The sequence below is a fragment of the Streptococcus danieliae genome (genome assembly GCF_013415245.1).
In the GTDB taxonomy this organism is placed as follows: domain Bacteria; phylum Bacillota; class Bacilli; order Lactobacillales; family Streptococcaceae; genus Streptococcus; species Streptococcus danieliae_A.
Window position 1 is genome coordinate 15,758 of record NZ_JACBXX010000181.1, and the last position, 20,726, is coordinate 36,483.

Consider the following 20,726-nt stretch of genomic DNA (forward strand, 5'->3'; position numbering starts at 1 on the left):
TTACTCCTCCTCTAGAAAACCATTCCTGCGGCTCACGTCCTTAAACCAAAGGCCCGATTTCTTAAGCCTCCGCTCCTGACTTTCATAATCTAATTCCACAAATCCATAGCGATTCTTATAAGCATTGAGCCAAGACCAGCAATCAATGAAAGTCCACATCATATAGCCCTTACAATTCGAACCGGCCTCAATTCCCCGATGCAATTCTTTTAAATGGCCTTTGATAAAGTCGATACGATAGTCATCCTGAATCCGGCCTTGGTCCCTGAAAGTCTCCTCCCCCTCAACTCCCATGCCGTTCTCCGTTACCAGCCATTCCGGATTCCCATAGTTGTCCCGCAGGTTAAGAGCAATATCATATAAGCCTTGTTCGTAAATTTCCCAACCACGATGAGGGTTAATCTTTTTACCCGGCAGATCGTAAGGCGCAAAGAAATGATCTGGTAACAGCTGGTCCCCCTCCTGATAGGTCAAACTAGGAGCCTGCACCCGCAGAGGCTGGTAATAATTCACCCCTAGGAAATCAACGGTATTTCGCGCAATAACCTCAAGCTCCTCGTCTGTCACTTGAGGCTGCAGACCATACTCCTCAAGCAAATCCAGCAACTCGTCTGGATAACTTCCCTGCAAAGACGGATCCAAGAAAGACCTCGTCTGAAACAGTTCTGCTATCCGGGCCGCCTTCTGATCCGCTGGATCCTGACTCTTGGCATAAGCTGGCGTCAAGTTTAAAACAATGGCAATCTTTTTGTCAGGATTGTGCGCATGACAGGCCTGAACGGCAAGAGCAGACGCTAATTGTGTATGATAGGCCACAGCGACAGCTGCCTTGGCATCGACTTTTGCAGGGTAATGACAAGTCCCTAAATAACCACATTCGACAGGCACAATCGGCTCATTAAACGTAATCCAACGGTCTACTAAATCATCAAACAATTGAAAACACGTCCGCGCATAGGCCTCATAAGCCCAAACAATCTCCTTGGACTCCCAGCCCCCTTCTTCTTGCAAGGCATAGGGGAGATCAAAATGGTAGAGGTTGACATAAAGCTGAATCCCCCGCTCACGAATGGCTTGAAAAACCTGACGGTAGAAGTTCACCGCTGGTTGATTAATCTCCCCACGCCCCTGAGGGATCAGTCGAGACCACTGGATCGAAGTCCGAAAAACCGTATGGCCCGTTTCAACAAGCAAGTCAACATCCTGGGCAAAGTTCTTGTAAAAGGTTGACGTCTGCTCAGGACCAATTTGCCCGTGGAATCGTTCAGGTTCGATACTATACCAATAATCCCAATTACTCATTCCCTTACCATCACCAGCCTCAATCCCCTCACTCTGGGGACCAGAAGTCGAAGATCCCCACAGAAAACCTGCTGGAAAACGATAGTCTTTAATCATTTTGTTACCTCTTTTCTTTAATCCTTGCAATCGCCGGCGCAAATTGAGGCAGATAGGCCTCATGTGCCAGCAGTAAATCCTGAAGCAAGCTCTCAGCCCTCGGCCCATTGGCAATTAAGGGATTAAGACTAAAGGCCTCCAAGGCTCGCTCATAATCTCCTGTGAGCGCTGCTTCAATCGTCGCCAACTCCATTTCTTTCATCAATTTTAAAGAACCTGTAACCAGTCTCCCAGTCGCTGGACAGGCTAAGGGAATCGCTCCCTGAGCCGTGATCAGGCAAGACACCTCCACCACACAGTCTTCTGGCAAATAGGGAATAACACCCCTATTGACCGTGGATACTGTCAGCTCCTCACGACTATCCTGATAAATGGCTTGGATAATCTGACAGGCTACGTCACTGTAATAAGCGCCACCTCGCTCCTCCAATTGCTGGGGTTTCTCTGCTAGATTTGGATCCTGATAAAGTTGGAAAAGTTCTTCCTCCACATCCTGAACAACCTGGGCCCGAATCCGCCCTTGTCGATACCGGTCTAGGGCATCGGCTAACATCTCTTGCTCTAGAAAATAATAGCGATGATAGTCACACGGAAGTTGACCAATGGTTCGTAAGAGCTCAATTGGAAATTCTAAATTACTAATATTTTTCACCGCTTCTGCCACTTGCGGCTGGGCTTCCCCATACAACTTTTCTAAAACCTCAGCCGTTCGATTCTGACCCTGCTGATCCCAGACTTCATGGAAATGAAAGTGGTTGAGACCCACATGCCGGGTCATCAGAAAGCTTTCCTCAACCCCTAAAACCTCAGCCGCCTTTTTCTTCTGACCAACTGGAATATTACAAAGGCCAATCACCTTTTCCCAACCCAAATAATTCCGAATGGCCTCCGTAACCATCCCTGCTGGATTGGTAAAATTAATGAGCCAGGCCTGCGGACACAGCTCCTTCATATCGGCAATAATCCCTTTATAGGCTTCAATCGTTCGAAAGGCTTTGAAAATTCCACCTGCACCATTGGTCTCCTGACCAATCATGCCATAGGATAAAGGCAGGGTCTCATCCAAGTAGCGAGCCGCCAACTGCCCAACCCGAAACTGAGAGGTCACAAAATCCGCATCAACAAGAGCTGCCCGCCGGTCTAAGGTCGACTGAATCCGCCAATCCAAACCCGCCTTAGCCACCATCCGACGGGCCAAACCAACCACGATCTCCTGCTTCCAAGCCCCCTCTTCCACATCGACAAACCACCACTCACCAATCGGAAGCTCCGCTGCCCGCTGAATCATCCCTTCCACCAACTCAGGGGTGTAAGAAGATCCACCTCCTAAGGTCACTAATTTTAAAGCCTTCATCACTCGCTCCTCTTTCTATCCTGTTGAGCTGATTATAGACCTTTACCCCACGGATGTAAACGAATCCAAGAACCGAGATTTTCCGCAGGCAAACGGAAAAAAGAGGGTAGAAAAAAGCCCGCGAAAATTCGCGGGCTTTTGGCTTTTATTCACCATAACGGCTAGCGATAATGTTTTGGACTAGGGTCTGAACATTGGCCAGGGTCGTCTCTGTTTCCAGGGCTTGAGACAAAGGAAGTACCTGTCTTTGAATCGAAAAAGTAGCTAAGAAGAACTCCTTGAACTCGGCTACCTCTTCTACACTGCCACCTAGAGCGATAACCGGAATAGCAGCTGCTCTGGCCGTTTGCGCAACTCCGACCGGCACCTTTCCTTGCAGACTCTGCCGGTCCAGACGCCCCTCACCGGTAAAGACCAAGTCTGCTCCTTGCACCGCTTGGGTCAAGCCCAGCTTCTCCGCCATGAAAGGATAACCAGCTTCCAGAGCTCCACCCAGAATCACCACGGCAGCTCCCAAACCACCGGCCGCACCTGTTCCAGGAATCGCCTGTAGATCTAAGCCCATTTCCTGCTTAATCTCAAGTACCTGATCTTGTGCAAGTTGATCCATGGCTGCCACCTGCTCTGGAGTCGCCCCCTTCTGGGGACCAAAAACAGCCGCATAGCCCTGGGGACCTGCATAGGAATTGGTCACATCGGTCAGTCCCCGTAACCGTACTTGGGCCAGTCGCTCCCGATCTTGCGCACCAAGTCCCTCCAGCAAGCCACGACCACCATCGGAAGTTCCACTCCCACCTAGTGTCAAAACCAACTCCTGACAACCACGATTCAGGGCATCGCGGAATAAAGCTGCCAAACCGAAGCTTGTCGCTCGCTCAACTGTCTCAGGAGACGGATCAATCTTATCAATCCCCACAACACGCGCCGACTCAATATAGGCTGTCTGACCACTAACAAAATAGGAAACCCGAAGAGGACGTTCGATCAAGTCCACCGTCTCCACCTCAACCCAAGTGCCATCCAAAGCATAAGCCAGTGCCTCTAGAGTTCCCTCGCCCCCGTCCGCAATTGGAACGGTTACCACTTCCGCATCTGGTAGAGCTTCTAAAATCCCCGCTTTAGCCGCCTGATTCAGCTGTACCGATGTAGCTGAACCCTTAAAGGAATCAATCGCAACTAGAAATTTCATCCACACACCTCCTCCTTATTAGCTATTATACTTTAGAGCTTTAAACAGTAGATGGACAAACTTAGATTTAGGATAAAATACCCTCCAATGCTCTAATCTAGAATGCTCTAATCTAGCTTGGCTATTTTCGAATGCTTATTCAAGTCTTCCCTTTTTAGCCAATATCAAACAAATATTGCTAATCATACCATTTAGCTTGAGAGTTCCACATGGTAAAGTATTTCCCTTTCTTTGCCAAAAGTTCCTCGTGACTACCAATCTCCACAATTTCTCCCTGGTCCAATACAACTATACGACTGGCTAAACGCACTGACCCTAGGCGATGACTCACTAAAATCGATGTTTTTTCTGCTACTATCTGTTCAAACATCTGATACAATCGATACTCCTCCTTAGGGTCAATCGCTGCTGTCGGCTCATCCATTATGATAAAGTCATGTTCTCGATACAAGCCCCTTGCGATTGCCAAGCGTTACCACTGTCCACCTGAAAGGTTGATTCCTCCAAATTCTGGTGCTAAAATCATATCCTTATCTATCGATTTTAAATGTCCACCGACCACTTCCAATAATTGATCGATAACGGATTCCTCAACATTTTTAGACCAATCACTAATGCAAATATTATCCAGCAGTGATAGTTTGTAGCGTTGAAACTGTTGGAAAACGCCCGAAGTCCTTCGGAATAGACTTCTTTGATGAGTCGTTTGCGTCCCTAAATCTCCAATCCATACTTGACCAGAAGTAGGTGTATATAACCCCAGTAGAAGACGGATCAGAGTCGTTTTTCCAGATCCATTTGCTCCGACCAAAGCGATACTTTCACCTTTTTGTAGAGCTAGATTCAGCTCCTTTAAGATCAACTGACTTGATTCTCCGTAACTAAAAGAAACTTGCTCGGCTACTAATCCTTTAGAAAAATCAATTTCTCCCATATTCCCACCTCTTTCAGGAAAGTCCATTAACTGGTAGAAATTTACCACCTGAGAAAGAGAATCTCCAATTCCACTAATATGATCTGAAACAAGCTCATCTACCAAGGAAAAAAATTGAGATAAGAGAATAAATATAGAAGAGAAAGCTCCAATAGATATTCTACCTTGTGTCAATTCAATAAAAAGCAAGTAAAGAACGAACCCAAATCCTAAATAAGAAAAAAGATTCAAACCTAATTTAATCCACATCATCTTCAGACTAGCTCTTTCCTCTTTTCGAACCACCGAATACAAGGTACTTAAAAAGTGATGATAGAAGTACCCAAAGCCACCTAATAGCCTTGTTTCTTTAAAAAACTGGGGTCCAACCAAACTTTCAATATAATAGCGATTCTGACGACGCAAAGAATAGGTTTCCTCTTCTAATTGGCGAGCTTGGCGATAATGAAGCAAATACCCTAGAACCAAAGGAATAAAGGACAACACAATGATAATGGGAATAAGCGGAGAAAATTGGAAAAGATAAAATCCGACCAGGAGTAAAAGGACAGTGTAATAGCTGACAAACTGTAAGGTAATGGAAGCCAAATGCCCTAACTCCTCATACTCTAAACAGTCCTTGGCTCGTTCAATTTGATCTAAAAATTCTTCCCTTTCAAAATGAACAGGATCAATTCTACCTAATTTTCGCTGAAAGTCTCCCATCAATTTCCCCATGTTACTGTAAGAGACTTGGCTCATCAAATACTGGCTATACCCATTTAAAAGTTGATTTATAATCAAAATAACAGACAACAATAATAAGTAGCTTATAAATTCAAGAATACTAATCTGAGCTTGCGTAAACCGATAAACCCGATCAAACATCTCCTGCATAGCCCATAAACTCATCACGAAACAAACCGCCCGAAGAGTTGATACAACTTGCTCCAGAACTCCCCACCAAGTTGATTTCTTAAAATAGTCAATAGTATTTCGAACAGTGATGATTTCAAATGAATACTTTTGTTTCATTGGTACCACTCTTTCTGGAGGCTATACATTTCAGAAAAAAAGCCGTCAAGATTGAGTAAACTCTCAAACATTCCTTGCTCCACAATTCTTCCACCATCTAAAACAATAATTTGATCTGCAAGCTTCGTCGAACCTAGACGATGACTAATAAACAAAGTTGTCTTATCTTGCATTAAGCGGCCAAACTCTTGGTAGAGGCTATCTTCTGCAATCGGATCCAGAGCAGCTGTCGGCTCATCTAGAATTTTAATTGGAGCCGCATGTAACAAAGAGCGTGCAAAAGTAATTTTTTGCCACTGTCCTCCTGATAGCTCCCTCGCTCCTGTCTGAAGCTTTCCTAAAGCAGTATCTAGTCCCAATGGTAAAGAATCATATAACTCCGTTAATCCTGACTGCTGCAAAGCTTTTAGGTAGTCCTTTTCCTCCACTTCACGAGTCATCCCCAATTGTAAATTATCCTTCAGAGGAACTTGATAATGAGAAAAATCCTGAAATACCGTTGAGATCAAAGCTTTAATAGCCGACAATGGGTAAGTCCGTAACTCCTTACCATTTATCAAGATCTCCCCCTCATACTCTCTATAGAGGCCTGTAAGCAATTTTACGATTGTCGATTTCCCCGAACCATTGGGTCCCACCAGGGCGTAGTCTTTTCCTTTCTCTAAAACAAATGATAGATTCTGCAAGACATAACGATCTGTACCAGGGTAGCTAAAAGAAACTCCTTTAAACTCAATTTGCTCTAAATCAATAGGCATTTGATCAGGTAAGTCCATCGCACCTGGTGTTGTTTCTAAAGCCATCAAAAGGCGAAAATCCGCCATATATTCCCCACATTCTGCAAGACTCTTAGATGAATCCTGTAAATCCCCACCTAAAATCTCCGCAAGATTAAAAAGAACCGTCAAGATCCCAATAAAATTCCCTGGACTTATCTCTCCATCCCTCAAGGGATAGAGGAGACAAATAGAAGTCAGTATCGTCAGTAAAATCAAGACAATCTGCATGCCTCTTGTCGCTAGTCGTGTTTTTAACAAAACCAACAATTGGATCGAACTTGCTTTTTGAAAGTCTTGTTCATAGCGACCTGTCATATCATCCACATAGCCAAATAGCATCCGCTCTTCTAAAGCTTCCTTACCAACCAACACTTGATCGGAATAATAACTATAGCGACGTTCATATTTTTTAGCATCTACTTTCGCCGCATAATTTTTCTTTCCTAGATAAAAAGATAGAGAAAACAAAGGAATACTACATAAAAAAATTAGAATCCCAGACCACCAAAGAAGGTTCGTTAATAAAAAGAAAACCGAAATCACTGCCACAATTCCTTGAAGAATTGCCGCATAAGCTTGTATTCCCTCTAAAAAGACCTCTACAATATCTTCAACTAAGAGGCTAAACAATTCTTGCTTGGACTTATCTTCCAACCATTGATACTCTAAATTGACCTGTTGTTGCACAATAAGAGGGAGGATAGATAGTTCAATAGCAGCTTTAAGACGAATTTCAAAAAATTTCGGTACTTCCTCAAGGATACGCATACAAACCATGGTAGAAAGTAACAAAAATAAGGGGAGAAGGATCCCCTGAGAGAAGGATCCGCTTCCTGCCATAGATAATACACTATCAATAAAATAGGAAGTCACCATAGCCAGAATGACTGTTGGAAAAAGTGAATTAATAATAGCCAGAGTTAGATAAATCACTGTTAACCAAGGAAATTCTTTAAAAGCTAGTCTAAGGACTTCCAAAACTGAAGAAGAAATTATCTTACTTTTCAAAGTTTCACTCCTCTATTTAGTGTTGATATTCGCCCATGAATAACTCCTCGTACGTTGTTAGTTTGTCAGCATAGCCAAATTTCTTTCCAAATTCAAATAATCTAGGACTGACTGAAATAAGAGGTGTATTCATATTTTGAAAATCTCCCGTAATAATAGTTTACACCACCTTTGTCTCTAGACCAAGTTTCGTCAAATCAACATAATAAACATGGCCATTGACCGCTTCACTAACTTTTTTTGCCGTATCTAATAAAACCTGTAAGGTACTATCTGCTTCAATGAAAGAATCCAAAATCGTAGTCCTCCGATCTGTAGCTCCAAGAATATCTTTATTTACCTAAATAAATCAATGATAACATATATATTAATCAATAAAAAACCAAAATACTCTTTTATTCCTCAACATTTTTATAATCAAACAACACTAGCCAAAAATGGTTCCCCAAAATGGAAACCATTCTTAACTATTTTCGAATCCTTAACTCTGCTAACTGAGCCTGAATTTCTTCTTGGCTGGCTCCTACTTGGAGCAGGGCTGCTGCGGTGTAGGTTCCTTCAACAACAGGGACAGACTGGATATGGACTTCCTTGTCGGTCATTTCCGCGACCAGCTCAAGATTCATGCGGGCTGAACCCAAGTCATAGAAAGCTAACAGTTTTTGAGCGGGGTTTGCTTCAACTGCTTCCAAAACCGTTTCAAAACTGGTTCCAATCTCTCCGTCAGCTGTTCCACCGACATAGGTCAAAGGAATCTCTGAGGCCACTTGCACGATTAACTCGACCAATCCACTAGCCAGTTTATGAGAATGGGAGACTAATAAGATTCCTACTTCTGACATGGGACAACCTCCGCTTCAAGCATGGCTTCAAATAAGAGACCCGAGGAGGCTGAGCCTGGATCCACATGGCCGACAGAACGTTCACCGACATAGGAAGCTCGACCTTTTTTAGCCTGTAAATCTTTGGTAGCTTCGACATAGTCTGCGATTTGTTGAGCTGTCAAAGAGCCTGCTTGTAAGGTTGCTAGCACTGGGACCCAGACATCAACCATCGTCTTGTCTCCTAGTTGAGCCTGACCGCGTTTTTGAATGGCAGTTAAGGCCGCTGTCAGAGCTTGTTCCAGTCCGTGCCCCTCAATGTTTTGACTCAGGCCTAGGAAAGCCGATCCATAAAGAGGACCTGAGGCGCCTCCAACTTTGGACAGGAGTTGCATGGCAACCATTTTGAAGAGGTCCGCCGCTGAGTCAAAGTCCTGCCTTTCCAACTCCGCAACTACCGCCTGCATACCTCTAGCCATATTGCCCCCGTGATCGCCATCACCAATGGGCGTGTCCAAATCACTGAGAAAAGCCTGCTGGGCTTGAATTTTTTCATGAAATAAAGTCATCCATTTCTTTGCTTCTGCTATTTGCATTGCTCCCTCCTTACCAGGCAATGGTATCAACTGGACTCATTAAGGCCACTAAATCCTGTTCATCTGTGATTCGCATGAGGGTTAGAGATAAACCAGCCATGTCCAAGGAAGTCATATAATTTCCTAACTTGCGAAAGACCACAGAGATTCCTCGTTCTTCTAACAATTTTGCAACATCATTGGCAAAAATATACTGCTCCATTAAAGGCGTGGAGCCTAGGCCATTAATCAAAAGGGCAAACTCTTGACCTGCTTGAGCCTGAAAATCTTCCAAGAGCTTCGCCACCAATTCTTGTGCCAAGTCCGCCGATGGTTTCAAGGTTTCCTTCCGATAACCTGGTTCCCCATGAATACCAACTCCATACTCAAATTCATCATCGGCTAAGACGAAACCTGGTTTCCCAACTTCTGGTAGGGTTGCTCCTGAGAGGGCTAAACCGATTGTTTTAATCTGGGGAACAATCCGATTTGCCAGCTCCTTGATTGCTTCCAAACTCTGCCCCTCACGCGCTGCATGGCCTAAAATCTTGTGCACCAAAATCGTCCCTGCGACCCCTCTACGGCCTTGGGTGTAGAGACTATTTTCGACTGCAATATCATCATCGACAACCACACTGGCAACTTGGATTCCTTCCATTTCGGCTAACTCTTGAGCCATTTCAAAATTCATAATGTCGCCAGAATAGTTTTTAATCACCATGAAGACACCTGCTCCTTCATCAGCAGCCTTGATTGCTGCGAGAATTTGGTCCGGTGTTGGAGATGTGAAAACAGCTCCACAAACTGCCGCAGACAACATTCCTTGACCAACAAAGCCTGCATGAGAGGGTTCATGCCCAGATCCGCCTCCTGAAATGAGACCAACGCGCCCTGCCTGATCTGTATTCCGCACCAAGACCTGATAGTCCTCCTGCCGATGGAGAATCTCCGGATGCATGGCCACCAAGCCTTGGAGCATCTCTTCAACTACTGCCCGTGGATCATTGATAATTTTTTTCATCAGTTATAAACCTCCTTTTATCTTCTTTTATTTTAATTTTAAAATGCAAAAAAGATAAGGGACAAAATAAGAAAAATGTCCCTGTACGAAAGCGCTATTTGTTAAAATAATAGTAAGAAACGAGGTATCCTATGGCGTCATCCCTCATTACCAAAAAACGCATCGCAAAAGCATTTAAGGAGCTCTTCCTGGAAAAGGACTTTGAAAAAATCTCGATTGTGACCATCATGGACCGGGCAGGAATCCGGAGGCAAACCTTCTACAATCATTTTCTGGATAAGTACCAACTCCTTGATTGGATTTTCCAAAATGATTTAAAAGAGCAAATTACAGACAATTTAGACTTCATCTCCGGCAAACACCTGCTCCAGGAACTCTTCCACTATCTGGAAGAAGAACAACCTTTTTACCAAAAAGCTTTTGAAATTCACGGGCAAAATAATTTTTTCTCCTACTTTATTGACTATTGTCAACTCATTGTGGAAAAAATCCTCACCGACTATCCTGGGCAGAGCGATTTCCCCCAAGATAGCACCTTCCTAGCCTTTCACAAGAACTACCAGACCCTCGCTTTAGCAGAAACTCTCAAACAAGTTGTCCAAGGCCAAATCCCCAGACCCAACCCAGACTACATCCTAGCCGAAATCACCGGTACAAATCTCAGGAGAACCCTATGACTTCCATCCAAAATCCCAACAACCAAAGCATCTCAGCCTACATCCAGGCTAGCCTTGCCTTAAATCCCCACTTAGCTAAACACCCCAACTTACCCCTGCTTTATCTAAAAGAGCGAAACCCTCAGCTCATTCCCATCTTATCTGGTGGAGGCTCCGGCCATGAACCAGCCCACATGGGTTATATCGGTGACGGGATGTTGACAGGCGCCCTCTATGGCCCATTTTTTACGCCTCCCAAACAGGCTGACATCCTAGAAGCCATCCGCTTCTTGGACCAGGGCCAGGGAGTCTTCATCATCATTAAAAATTTCCCAGCCGATCTCCTCGAATTTCGGGGAGCTATCCAGGCAGCACGAAAGGAAGGCCACCAGGTGGCCTATGTCTTATCCCATGATGACATTTCCATTGAAAACAAACAAAAATACCAAATTAGAGGTCGAGGACTAGCGGGAACCATCCTCCTTCATAAAATTCTAGGACATGCTGCTCAGACAGGAGCCAGCTTAGAAGACTTAGAAAAACTCGGTTTACAGATATCCAGTCAGATTGCAACAATTGGGTTCGCCTCCAAAACCAGCACCCTCTTTGAAAAAAAACGACCAACCTTCACCATCCCCGACAATCACATTTCCTATGGTATCGGTATCCACGGTGAAGAAGGTTACCGCATGGAAGCTTTTACGAGCTCCGAACAACTGGCCAATGAAATTCTCAACAAACTCCGCCTCCACTTCCATTGGAAAAGTGGAGACTCCTACATCCTACTCATCAACAATCTCGGAACCACCAGTGAACTCGAAATGGGCATTTTCACCCATGACCTCCTCCAACTCCTAGACATCCAAGGCATCCAGCCCACTTTGGTGAAAAGCGGCCGCTTTATGACCAGCCTTGATATGGCCGGTATCTCCGTTACCCTCTGCCCAGCTCAAAACTATCTTGAAGCCTTACAGGCTCCTACCAATGCCTTCGCCTGGTAAAGGTCCTATGGTTTTATTTATTACCTTAGCGCGTCTTGCCCAGGCTCTATGAAACTTCCTTTGGAACTTTTATCAGACAGCTCAACCCAAAAAAAGCCTTTGAGCTGCCTGCGTCTCACCCCTTCATTTAAATTCAAAATAATTTGAAAAGGCCGAGCTGCTTGAACTCGACCTGTTCTATTTCGAGGCTCGGGGGAAGACCTCGTTTTCGATTTTTTTGACTCGGGTTGAAAAGGTCACATCTGGACCTTTTGAAGTCCCCGAACCTACCTCGCGCCTCAATCCACTCGTGTAAAGGAATGGCTTTTGCCGATTAGGCGGACTTTTTTATCTGTATTGCCTGTACCGGCTCGGATAAATTGGTCCTCAGTGACGTCATGGTAGCGGTGGATGAGGCCGGTTTTATACTCTACCTCCATGACACAGTCTTCCCAGCCCATGGAGTGGATCATGCGGCTGCCTTGAACTAGATGTCGTTTCATGTACTCTCCTTCGTTTAGAGAATGTTGTCAAAATCGTTGTAGACTTCCTGGGGCCAGACGCTGGATTGGACTTCACCAATATGTTTTTTCCGCAGGAGGAACATGGCTAGCCGGGATTGGCCGATTCCACCCCCAATAGAGAGGGGGAAGAGGCCTCGGAGCAGGGTTTTGTGCCAGTCAAATTCCAAACGATCCTCATCACCCGTTAGTGCCACTTGGCGCTTGAGGGCATCTTCATCCACCCGGATTCCCATGGAGGAGAGCTCAAAGGCCGCTCCTAATTGGTCATTCCAGACCAGAATATCCCCATTCAAGCCCTTATAACCATTCTCCGTCTCGCTAGTCCAATCATCGTAGTCCGGCGCCCGACCGTCATGCGGCTGCCCGTCGGCCAAGACACCCCCAATCCCAATCAGAAAGACCGCCTCATGCTCCTTAGCAATCGCATTTTCGCGTTCTTTTGGACTTAGATCTGGATAAAGTTCAACCAGCTCCTCTGTATGAACGAAGCGAATCTGCTTGGGCAAAACGGCTTCGATATCATACCGAGCCTCAACGGCCAATTCTGTTAGACGGATAGCCTTGTAAATCTTCTCCACAGTCTCCTTCAGGTAAGCCAAATTCCGCTGACCATTCGGAATCACCTTCTCCCAGTCCCACTGATCCACATAGACCGAGTGGGTCGGGTCCAGCGAATCCTCATCTGGACGCAAGGCCTTCATGTGGACAAACAGACCCTCTCCCTCATTAAAGCCAAAGCGAGCCAGGGTATGCCGTTTCCACTTAGCCAAGGAATGCACCACTTCATAGGTCGCTTCTGGAATCAATTTGACATGAACCTCAACTGGATGTTCAATCCCAGACAAGTTGTCTTGCATCCCGTCTCCGACCCGAGACAGGATCGGTCCTTGGACCTCAACAATCTCCAACTTATCTTGGAGATATTGGGTAAAGGTGTTTTTGACAAAGGAAATTTCTTCCTGTTGGTGGATAAAGTCTTTTTTCATGGATTCTCCTTATTCTTAAGTCCTCAGAACCGCCACTAAACTTAGCTATATGATACACTAAAATTAGAAATTTTCAAGGAGGTCCCATGTCCGTCTTTCAAAAAAGTATCAAAGTTATCTTGGTCACTTGGATAGCAGTGCAAATCGCCACCTTTTTTGGGCTCAATTATCCCTCTTCAGCGGGAATCATTGGCTTACTGAGCTTGTTGGACACCCGGCGTTCCACCCTGCTGACTGCCAAACGCCGTGTTTTAAGCATGACGTCAGCCATGTTAGCAGCCATCCTCTGCTTCGGCCTGTTTGGTCTGAACATCTGGGCCTTTGGCCTCAGCATGGCCATCTACATCCCCCTGGCCTACAAGTATGAATGGGACATCGGCCTGTCTGTTTCAACCGTCGGTGTCTTCCACCTCCTCGACACAGGAAGCTTGGCCCTACCCGTCATTTTAAACGAAATCGGCCTTTTTGCCATCGGGGTTAGCCTGGCTCTCTTGGCCAATGTCTATATGCCTTCCCACCAAAAGGAAATTATCGCCGCCCGCGACCGCGTCGAGTTCCTCCTCAAAGGTCTGGTCCTCCGCTTCCACCACATCCTGGCAACTGGGCAAAGCAGTGATGAAGTCCACCGCATCCAACAGTTGGAAAAGGAGATTCAGGCGGCCCTCGAGCTGGTCTATCGGGACCAATCCAACCAGCTCTTCCAGCGAACCGACTACGAAGTTCACTACTTCGAGATGCGGCTGGAGCAATCCCATTACCTGCTACAAATGGTTGAGGACATCCAACACTGCCACTTCTCTGCCGAAGAGAGCCTGATTCTGGCCCAACTTTTTAAGGATACAGCCCAGCAACTGGAGGATAAATCAACTCCGATCCACCTCATTGACCGCATCGATCACTACCTCCAAGTCTTTCGCGAACGCCCCCTCCCCAAGAGCCGCGAAGAGTTCGAATCCCGGTCCTATCTCTTGCAAATCTTCCGCGATTTGGAACGCTTTATTCATTTAAAAGTTCAATTTCACCAACGTTATCCCCAGGATCAGCTAGGTGAGGATTAAAAAATGAACTATAAGTTTCGTTTAAGGAAAGCAGGTTATACTAGTTCCATAGTTGAGGAAGACCTCAACGACTCCTAAAACTTTTCTTTTTCATAATAATCTCCGATAAGGGTCTCAGACATTCTGGGACCTTTTCTTGTGCCCTGCAAAGGAAAAAGCCTCCAGGAATTGGAAGCTTTCAAGATTATTTCAAGCGCTCTTGTAACCGTTCAACAAAAAGATAGGCGGCTGGGCAGATAAGTGTATTCTGGATGGTCAAATGGTTGATTTGGTAAATCTTTTTCCGATCTGTATGGGGAAATTCCCGGCAGGCCTTGGGACGAATATCATAAATGGAACAAAGATTGTCCTCCCCGATAAAAGGACAGGGCATGGATTGGAAAACCTTGTCCCCATCCTCATCCACGCGCAGAAAAGCCTCTTCAAAAGCAGCCAACTTCATCCGGAAAGCCTTGGAAATACGCGTGATGTCGGCCTCTGTCAAAAGGGGACCCAGATGGCGGCAACAGTTGGCACACTGGATACAGTCAATCTCCTCAAAAACCTCCGCATGGATCTCCTGACTGAGTTTATCCAAGTTTTTCGGTGGTTTTTTCTTGAGCCCCGCCAAAAACTTCCGATGCTCTTTTTGCTTCTGCAGAGCCAACTGATGGTAACGTTCTAAGTCCATTTTTCATTTCCCCCAGTAATTGCTTTATAAAAATTATAGCATAGTCTCCGACTCCAGCAATAACCAATCGATAAGGGATTTCTTTTGAATACCCTCATAATTAGCTTCTGGTTGAATCTGATCCAGTGTTAAGAGAAATTTCGGATACTGGTCCGCAATCGCTCGTAAGGGCCGCAGTTCCCTCTCTAAGGTCTGCGGATCAAATGTTGACAGGCTTACCTGAAAATACTGATAGGCCCCCGTATCCGTCACAGCAATAAAATCGACCTCATATTTCCCAATATTTCCGACATATACTTTAGAAAAACGCCGTCTTAATTCCAGGTAAACAATGGTTTCAATCATATGCCCCAAATCTTCTTGATGATCTGGCAACAGTAACTGGCGAAAACCAAGGTCAACACAGTAATATTTTTCCATTCTCTGCAAAAGGTTACGTCCCTTTACATCGAACCGGGGAACAGCATAAAACAAGAGGGAATCCAGCAAAGCATCCAAATAGCCTTCGAGACTTGTATTCGAAACCCGAACCCCTTGGCTAAGCAGAGTATTTCGAATCTTATTGGTCGAAATTGGACTCCCCAAACTACTCAGCAAGGTACGCACGATCCGTTCCAGCAAAGACGGACTTGCAGCACCAGCTCTAGGCAGCACATCATTCAACAGAATCGTCGAATACAAGCCCTGTAAATATTCAATCCGCTCACGGTAACCTTCTGTCTGCAATAAATAAGGAAAGCCGCTAAATAGATAGTCATTAAATAGTTGCGGAAGCGATAGCCCCTCTGATTCCCGACCGCTCACATATTCTGAAAACGATAGGGGGAGCACCTCTAGCTGCACATAGCGCCCCGTTAGATTTGTGGCCAAATCGCTACTCATAAAACGAGCATTTGACCCTGTCAAATACAGATCCACATTGGGTTTGATAAACAAACTATCCGCCACCAACTCAAACTGCTCGACATGTTGTATTTCATCTAAAAAAATATAGTAAGTTTCCTGGCTCAGTAACCGGCTCTCCAAATACTGATTCAAGGCCTGGAAATCCCTCAACTCGTAATAACGCAAGTCTTCAAAATTAATCACCAAGATCTGGCTCTCTGGAACCCCCGACTCAATCAACTCCTTTTGAAACAGCTCAAACAGCACCGATTTCCCCGACCGCCGAACACCACTAACAACCTTCATCACCTGCCGATCACGATGCCGACGTAAAAAAGCCATATAAGCTGGTCTATCTATCCATTTCATTGAATCACCTCTCTCTCAGTATAACAAAAAGAGTTATTATTTCCAATCATTTGGAAATAATAACTCTTTTTGAAGAGTATTTCCAATCATTTGGAAATAAATGGAGATTCGTCCGCTAATTTCATATACAACAGTGGATAAGGATTTCCCTGTTCATCCAGTTCTGTCCGTTTATAAACGCGAAAGCCCAGTGCTTCATAAAAACCTTGGGCACTCGGATTCTGTTCATTTACTGCCAGCTGACGAACACCGTAGTTGGCAATTCCATAGGCCAGTAGCTCCTTCCCATACCCTTTTCCTCTTTCTTCATTGGAAATAAAGAGCATTTCCAAATGATTTCCTGCAATTCCCATAAAACCAAGGGGAACTTGCTGCTCATTTTCAAGAATCAGCAAATGTGGAATCTCTTGCAAAGCCTGCGGAACATAGGCTTTAATCTGCTGAATTTCTTTTTCTGAAAGAAAAAGGTGGGTTGCTCGGACCGAGCTTTCCCAAACCTCCAATAACCGGTCCAATAATGGCTCTCTCACTTTTACTTCAGTAATTTTCAAATGTTAAACCTCCATTTCTCATCTCTAGTTATTATAGCATTTCTATCCCCTAAAACTTCAAAAGAAAAGGATCCAGCTCTGTCTACTACAGGTCTAAATCCTTCTCGATTATTCTTACCAAGCTTGGGTCGTTGGTCCCATGGTAAATTCATTGATGGTCGTGTCTTCTGGTGCATCAATGGCTCATACAAATGAGACAAAAGTCATTTATCGTTAAATTTGAATCGACTATAAAACCTAGCCCTTGTTTTTATCATCAATCTCCGTTAATAGTCTATCCAAGCTACTTTATTGATGTAAAATCCTTAAAATAGTAACTGTCTCTCCGTCAAAACGGTAAAAGACTGCATAATTCTTTACGAATAAGCGTCTAACTTTGATACCCAAGGTAAGCAGTTCCTCCACAATAGCACAAAAGTCTGTATCGCCTTAGCGATAGAATTAAACTGACCCATTGCTACTTGTGGTGACTGAAGTTCTTCTGCAATATAGGAATAGATCGCTTCCATATCTTGTTCAGCCTGCTTTAAGAGCTCAATCGTCACTTTGATTATATGCGACTTCCCTTAAATTCTTTAAAGAATTCATTGGCAGGTCGACCTTGACCATCTTCTGCCTCACGATAAAGTTTGACCATCATCTGAGCAAATTCATCTGCAGTTATTTTCTCAGCACTAACCGATGCTGGAGCTTCTGGTAAAGTAATATCAAAAGGGACACTCTTAGTTAATGAAATTTGTTTCAATAATAGAGTGATTAAGGTCGACATTGGCATTCCAAGCTGTTTTAAAACTTGTTCTGCTGACTTCTTATCCAACTCATCAACACGAACATTGATTGTAGCCGTTTTTCCCATAGGAATCACCTCCTTCACTTTGTACTGCTATTGTATATCATTTTACCACTTCCTCAAGTATTGCCAAAACGTAAAAAAGGATCTAGCTCTCTCTATTACAGAACTAAATCCTTCTCCATTAGTCTTACCAAGCTTGGGTGGTTGATCCCATGGTAAATTCATTGATGGTCGTATCTTCTGGTGCATCGATGGCAAAAGCGACGATATCCGCTACACGGGTAGCTGGGATTTCATGGGCATCATAGAGAGCCCGCGAACCTGCGCGTGAAGCTTCGTTGGTGATTGAATCAACCAGTTCTGACTGAATCGCTGCTGGATAAATCGTTGCGGTCCGAATGTTAGTCCCTTCCATCGCAGACTCCATCCGAAGAGCCTCCATCATCGCCTTAACAGCCCATTTTGTACCACAGTAAACACCGACTCCAGGATAAACCTTCTGACCAGCTACAGAGGAGGTTGCAATAATTTGTCCAGATTTTTGCGCTGTAAATTCCGGTAAGACAGCCGCAATCCCATTAGTAACTCCCTTGATGTTGACATCAATCATCCGATCCCAGTTATCCTGTTCCAATGCAGAAAAAGAAGAATTGGGCATCAAACCAGCATTTAGAAAAATGACATCCACACGACCAAAGGCGGTTTTGGCCAACTCCACCAAGGCCACATTGTCCTCACGTTTGACAACATCAGTCGCACGGTAAACAGCCTCTCCACCCGCGGCAATGATCTTGTCCGCAATCGCTTGAAGACGATCCTCACGGCGAGCTCCAAGAACTAACTTCGCACCTTTTTCAGCTAGTTTATAGGCTGTTGCTTCTCCAATCCCTGATGAAGCACCTGTAATAATCACAACTTTATTTTCAATTGACATCAAACTTTCTCCTTTTTAATTACTAACGATAAGAGGTGAGTACTTCTATCCCGTAACACCCCGAACAAAATTCCAAACAATTTTCAGCGCAAGTCATCCGGAATCTGGTCCAATTCCATGGTTGCCCGCTTACTCGAAAACTCGGCCACTACAGCTTCCGTACCTGCTTCCATGGCCCTGGCATAGTACCATTCCTTAAATTCAATCTCTTGAAGATAATATTCCAATTCAGCAATTTGCTTTAAAATGTGGGCCTTTTGCTCCTGAATCAACTCCGAACGAGCCTGCAAACTCGTATCCCCGTCTTGAACCAAGTCAATATAGGACTTGATCTTTTTGATTGGCATCCCCGTATTTTTAAGGCAATGAAGCACCCGTAACCATTGAAAATCCTCCGCCTCAAACTGACGAACCCCATTTTGGCGAGACAAATTAGGCAACAGTCCCTGTTGATCATAGTAACGTAGCGTAGAGGGAGTAACACCCATCATCTCTGCAACTTGACTGATTGTATAGGCCATGTGTCATCTCCTTATCGTTGATAGTTATAGCATAGCACTTAAAGTATACTTTAAGTCAAGACTTTTTTGAAAAATTTGTGGTATTTAGATGGAGTTGCAAAAAGAGGGACTAACCAAACCACACTGTGATGATTCCACTCCAGATTTGCCACTGCTGTAGGTCACTATTTTTATGATTTTAATAGTTGTGTTATAATGTGCAACAGAAAAAGGAGATCCACTATGAAAAAAGATGCTGTACTATCTGAAAATAGAAAATATCGTTACTTACTTTCCCGTACTTGGGATGATACCAAACCTACAGTTCTATTTATTGGACTCAACCCTTCCACAGCTGATGAAAAAGAAAATGATCCAACAATTAGCAAGTGTGTCAATTACGCTAAAAGCTGGGGGTATGGACAAGTTCTGATGGCAAATCTTTTTGCTTTTAGAAGTACTGATCCGAGTAGACTTAAATATGAGAATGATCCAATTGGTTCAGAAAATGACTGGTATCTCCAAAAATCTGCATCAGCAGCTGATTTAATTATTGCATGCTGGGGAAATCTAGGTAAACTACTGAATCGAGACAAGGAAATTATTTCCCTAATCCCAAACTTATACTGCTTAAAACAAAATAAAAATGGAAGTCCACATCATCCTCTTTATTTATCCAAAGAAACAAAGCCATTACCCTATATACAGTAAACTCCCAGAAATTCAAAACTCTCCCTACCATTTCTTGGTAATTTCCGTAAGGATTATTCAGAATGACCACATCTCCAAGGTTTAAGAAAGGCGATTTGTATCACTGAGAAAGGTGATCAAACAACTAGAGTTGAATACTATTTCATACTGAGTACAGAGGTGTTTTCTTATACCCTGAATAAAATTTCAATCAATCGTTTTCATGAATTTCAAAATCATAGCCAAGCTTAAACACTTTATAAAACAATGTAAATACTTTACTTTTTCGTATATTCATTTTAAATTGTATATACGAAAAGAGGTGAAATAATGAATGTTCTATTAAGAAAAACAGGAAATAGTACTGTTATTACAATTCCGAATAAGATTAAAGAGACACTTGGGGCAGAAATTGGAGAAGAGATTGAATTTATTACCTCAGGAAATGATGTCATCATCCGAAAAGCTAAACCACAATTTGATTTTGATAAGGAGCTGGAAAAAGCTATGCATCAATACGACGATCTATTGAAAGAATTGGTGGATAAATGAAATATCTAACTATTGAAGATATTATCAAAATCAATATCATGGTCATTGGCAAATATGCTCCTGAAAAACCAATTGGTATCGCTGATCTAGATAATCTTCAAATGATTGTTGAACAGCCAAAACAATAAATCTTTAAAAATCTCCTCTATCCTGATATCTACAGTAAAGCTGCTACTATTTGGATTAACCTAATTAAAAAACATCCTTTTTACAATGCCAATAAACGAATCGCGGTTCTAGCCTTACATATGTTTTTAGCTTTAAATGGTTATAAATCTAATCTTTCATTACTTGATGGACTTGAAAAACAATTGAAATTGCTACTTTTCAAGGGGATTTTGAAAATTTAAAGCAAACAATTACCGATTTTCTCAAACAGGATGGGAATATCATAAAATTATGATTAAAAGTGGTTCTCAATCATCAATTGAAAACCACTTTTAATTTTTTAAAAAAACACCCAAGAGTTTCCTCTTGAGTGCCTT

General features: G+C 43.7%; 23 protein-coding genes and 1 pseudogene. 6 read left to right on the forward strand and 18 right to left on the reverse strand.

Annotated elements, in window-relative coordinates; genetic code table 11:
- The 9 genes from HZY94_RS08570 to dhaK all read right to left on the reverse strand — a co-directional run bounded on the left by HZY94_RS08570 (position 1) and on the right by dhaK (position 10,093).
- Positions 1 to 1,398 carry a glycoside hydrolase family 1 protein gene (locus HZY94_RS08570; protein ID WP_179925806.1) on the reverse strand — a complete coding sequence of 466 codons (1,398 nt, stop codon included), beginning with the start codon at positions 1,396 to 1,398 and terminating at the stop codon, positions 1 to 3.
- A 4-nt stretch (positions 1,399 to 1,402) separates the two neighbouring features.
- Positions 1,403 to 2,752 carry a 6-phospho-beta-glucosidase gene (locus HZY94_RS08575; RefSeq protein WP_179925807.1) on the reverse strand — a complete coding sequence of 450 codons (1,350 nt, stop codon included), beginning with the start codon at positions 2,750 to 2,752 and terminating at the stop codon, positions 1,403 to 1,405.
- Between the two features lie 145 nt (positions 2,753 to 2,897).
- Entirely contained in the window at positions 2,898 to 3,941 is a 1,044-nt protein-coding gene (locus HZY94_RS08580) for a glycerate kinase family protein (RefSeq protein ID WP_179925808.1), read from the reverse strand.
- Positions 3,942 to 4,119: 178 nt separating this feature from the next.
- On the reverse strand, positions 4,120 to 4,410 hold the full coding sequence (locus tag HZY94_RS08585; RefSeq protein ID WP_179925809.1) for a hypothetical protein: 291 nt from the start codon (positions 4,408 to 4,410) through the stop codon (positions 4,120 to 4,122).
- A 3-nt stretch (positions 4,411 to 4,413) separates the two neighbouring features.
- Positions 4,414 to 5,889: an ATP-binding cassette domain-containing protein gene (locus HZY94_RS08590; protein ID WP_179925810.1), complete on the reverse strand. Its 1,476-nt coding sequence runs from the start codon at positions 5,887 to 5,889 to the stop codon at positions 4,414 to 4,416.
- Positions 5,886 to 7,676 (reverse strand): ABC transporter ATP-binding protein, encoded by a 1,791-nt coding sequence (locus HZY94_RS08595; RefSeq protein WP_218925745.1) that lies wholly within the window; start codon positions 7,674 to 7,676, stop codon positions 5,886 to 5,888. The genes HZY94_RS08590 and HZY94_RS08595 overlap by 4 nt, the downstream gene beginning before the upstream one ends.
- Before the next feature lie 467 nt (positions 7,677 to 8,143).
- Entirely contained in the window at positions 8,144 to 8,518 is a 375-nt protein-coding gene (gene dhaM / locus HZY94_RS08600) for a dihydroxyacetone kinase phosphoryl donor subunit DhaM (protein ID WP_179925812.1), read from the reverse strand.
- Positions 8,506 to 9,093: a dihydroxyacetone kinase subunit DhaL gene (dhaL, locus tag HZY94_RS08605; RefSeq protein ID WP_179925813.1), complete on the reverse strand. Its 588-nt coding sequence runs from the start codon at positions 9,091 to 9,093 to the stop codon at positions 8,506 to 8,508. Before dhaL ends, dhaM begins: the two co-directional genes overlap by 13 nt.
- A 10-nt stretch (positions 9,094 to 9,103) precedes the next feature.
- Positions 9,104 to 10,093 carry a dihydroxyacetone kinase subunit DhaK gene (gene dhaK, locus HZY94_RS08610; RefSeq protein ID WP_179925814.1) on the reverse strand — a complete coding sequence of 330 codons (990 nt, stop codon included), beginning with the start codon at positions 10,091 to 10,093 and terminating at the stop codon, positions 9,104 to 9,106.
- A gap of 131 nt (positions 10,094 to 10,224) precedes the next feature.
- Here dhaK and dhaS point away from each other — a divergent pair, with 131 nt between their 5' ends.
- Positions 10,225 to 10,770: a dihydroxyacetone kinase transcriptional activator DhaS gene (gene dhaS / locus HZY94_RS08615; protein ID WP_179925815.1), complete on the forward strand. Its 546-nt coding sequence runs from the start codon at positions 10,225 to 10,227 to the stop codon at positions 10,768 to 10,770.
- Positions 10,767 to 11,750: a DhaKLM operon coactivator DhaQ gene (gene dhaQ, locus HZY94_RS08620; protein ID WP_179925816.1), complete on the forward strand. Its 984-nt coding sequence runs from the start codon at positions 10,767 to 10,769 to the stop codon at positions 11,748 to 11,750. The genes dhaS and dhaQ overlap by 4 nt, the downstream gene beginning before the upstream one ends.
- Before the next feature lie 278 nt (positions 11,751 to 12,028).
- On the opposite strand, the gene HZY94_RS08625 is transcribed toward dhaQ, so the two are convergent.
- Positions 12,029 to 12,232, reverse strand: a complete 204-nt coding sequence (locus HZY94_RS08625) for a KTSC domain-containing protein (protein ID WP_179925817.1) — start codon at positions 12,230 to 12,232, stop codon at positions 12,029 to 12,031.
- A gap of 14 nt (positions 12,233 to 12,246) precedes the next feature.
- The gene (gene asnA, locus HZY94_RS08630; protein WP_179925818.1) at positions 12,247 to 13,239 is read right to left on the reverse strand and encodes an aspartate--ammonia ligase; all 993 of its coding nucleotides are present in this window, start codon (positions 13,237 to 13,239) and stop codon (positions 12,247 to 12,249) included.
- Between the two features lie 86 nt (positions 13,240 to 13,325).
- Here asnA and HZY94_RS08635 point away from each other — a divergent pair, with 86 nt between their 5' ends.
- Positions 13,326 to 14,297 carry an aromatic acid exporter family protein gene (locus HZY94_RS08635; RefSeq protein ID WP_179925819.1) on the forward strand — a complete coding sequence of 324 codons (972 nt, stop codon included), beginning with the start codon at positions 13,326 to 13,328 and terminating at the stop codon, positions 14,295 to 14,297.
- A 184-nt stretch (positions 14,298 to 14,481) separates the two neighbouring features.
- On the opposite strand, the gene HZY94_RS08640 is transcribed toward HZY94_RS08635, so the two are convergent.
- The 7 genes from HZY94_RS08640 to HZY94_RS08670 form a co-directional block, all read right to left on the reverse strand.
- Entirely contained in the window at positions 14,482 to 14,967 is a 486-nt protein-coding gene (locus tag HZY94_RS08640) for a YkgJ family cysteine cluster protein (protein ID WP_179925820.1), read from the reverse strand.
- Between the two features lie 33 nt (positions 14,968 to 15,000).
- The gene (locus HZY94_RS08645; RefSeq protein ID WP_179924253.1) at positions 15,001 to 16,221 is read right to left on the reverse strand and encodes an ATP-binding protein; all 1,221 of its coding nucleotides are present in this window, start codon (positions 16,219 to 16,221) and stop codon (positions 15,001 to 15,003) included.
- Positions 16,222 to 16,307: 86 nt separating this feature from the next.
- Positions 16,308 to 16,772: a GNAT family N-acetyltransferase gene (locus tag HZY94_RS08650; RefSeq protein ID WP_179925821.1), complete on the reverse strand. Its 465-nt coding sequence runs from the start codon at positions 16,770 to 16,772 to the stop codon at positions 16,308 to 16,310.
- Between the two features lie 288 nt (positions 16,773 to 17,060).
- Positions 17,061 to 17,177, reverse strand: coding sequence for a type II toxin-antitoxin system RelE/ParE family toxin (locus tag HZY94_RS10695; RefSeq protein WP_322783473.1), 117 nt, complete (start codon positions 17,175 to 17,177; stop codon positions 17,061 to 17,063).
- A 145-nt stretch (positions 17,178 to 17,322) separates the two neighbouring features.
- On the reverse strand, positions 17,323 to 17,628 hold the full coding sequence (locus tag HZY94_RS08660; protein ID WP_179925822.1) for a type II toxin-antitoxin system RelB/DinJ family antitoxin: 306 nt from the start codon (positions 17,626 to 17,628) through the stop codon (positions 17,323 to 17,325).
- 124 nt (positions 17,629 to 17,752) lie between these two features.
- Positions 17,753 to 18,499, reverse strand: coding sequence for an SDR family oxidoreductase (locus HZY94_RS08665; protein ID WP_218925746.1), 747 nt, complete (start codon positions 18,497 to 18,499; stop codon positions 17,753 to 17,755).
- 83 nt (positions 18,500 to 18,582) lie between these two features.
- Positions 18,583 to 19,020, reverse strand: coding sequence for a MerR family transcriptional regulator (locus HZY94_RS08670; protein WP_179924250.1), 438 nt, complete (start codon positions 19,018 to 19,020; stop codon positions 18,583 to 18,585).
- Positions 19,021 to 19,242: 222 nt separating this feature from the next.
- On the opposite strand from HZY94_RS08670, the gene HZY94_RS08675 reads away from it, so the two are divergent.
- The 3 genes and pseudogenes from HZY94_RS08675 (at position 19,243) to HZY94_RS10700 (ending at position 20,644) form a co-directional block, all read left to right on the forward strand.
- Complete coding sequence (locus tag HZY94_RS08675) at positions 19,243 to 19,710, forward strand: DUF1643 domain-containing protein (protein ID WP_179925824.1); 468 nt, start codon at positions 19,243 to 19,245, stop codon at positions 19,708 to 19,710.
- Positions 19,711 to 20,019: 309 nt separating this feature from the next.
- Positions 20,020 to 20,241: an AbrB/MazE/SpoVT family DNA-binding domain-containing protein gene (locus tag HZY94_RS08680; protein WP_179924339.1), complete on the forward strand. Its 222-nt coding sequence runs from the start codon at positions 20,020 to 20,022 to the stop codon at positions 20,239 to 20,241.
- A pseudogene (locus HZY94_RS10700) lies at positions 20,238 to 20,644 on the forward strand (type II toxin-antitoxin system death-on-curing family toxin). Before HZY94_RS08680 ends, HZY94_RS10700 begins: the two are co-directional and overlap by 4 nt.
- The last annotated feature ends 82 nt before the right edge of the window (positions 20,645 to 20,726 follow it).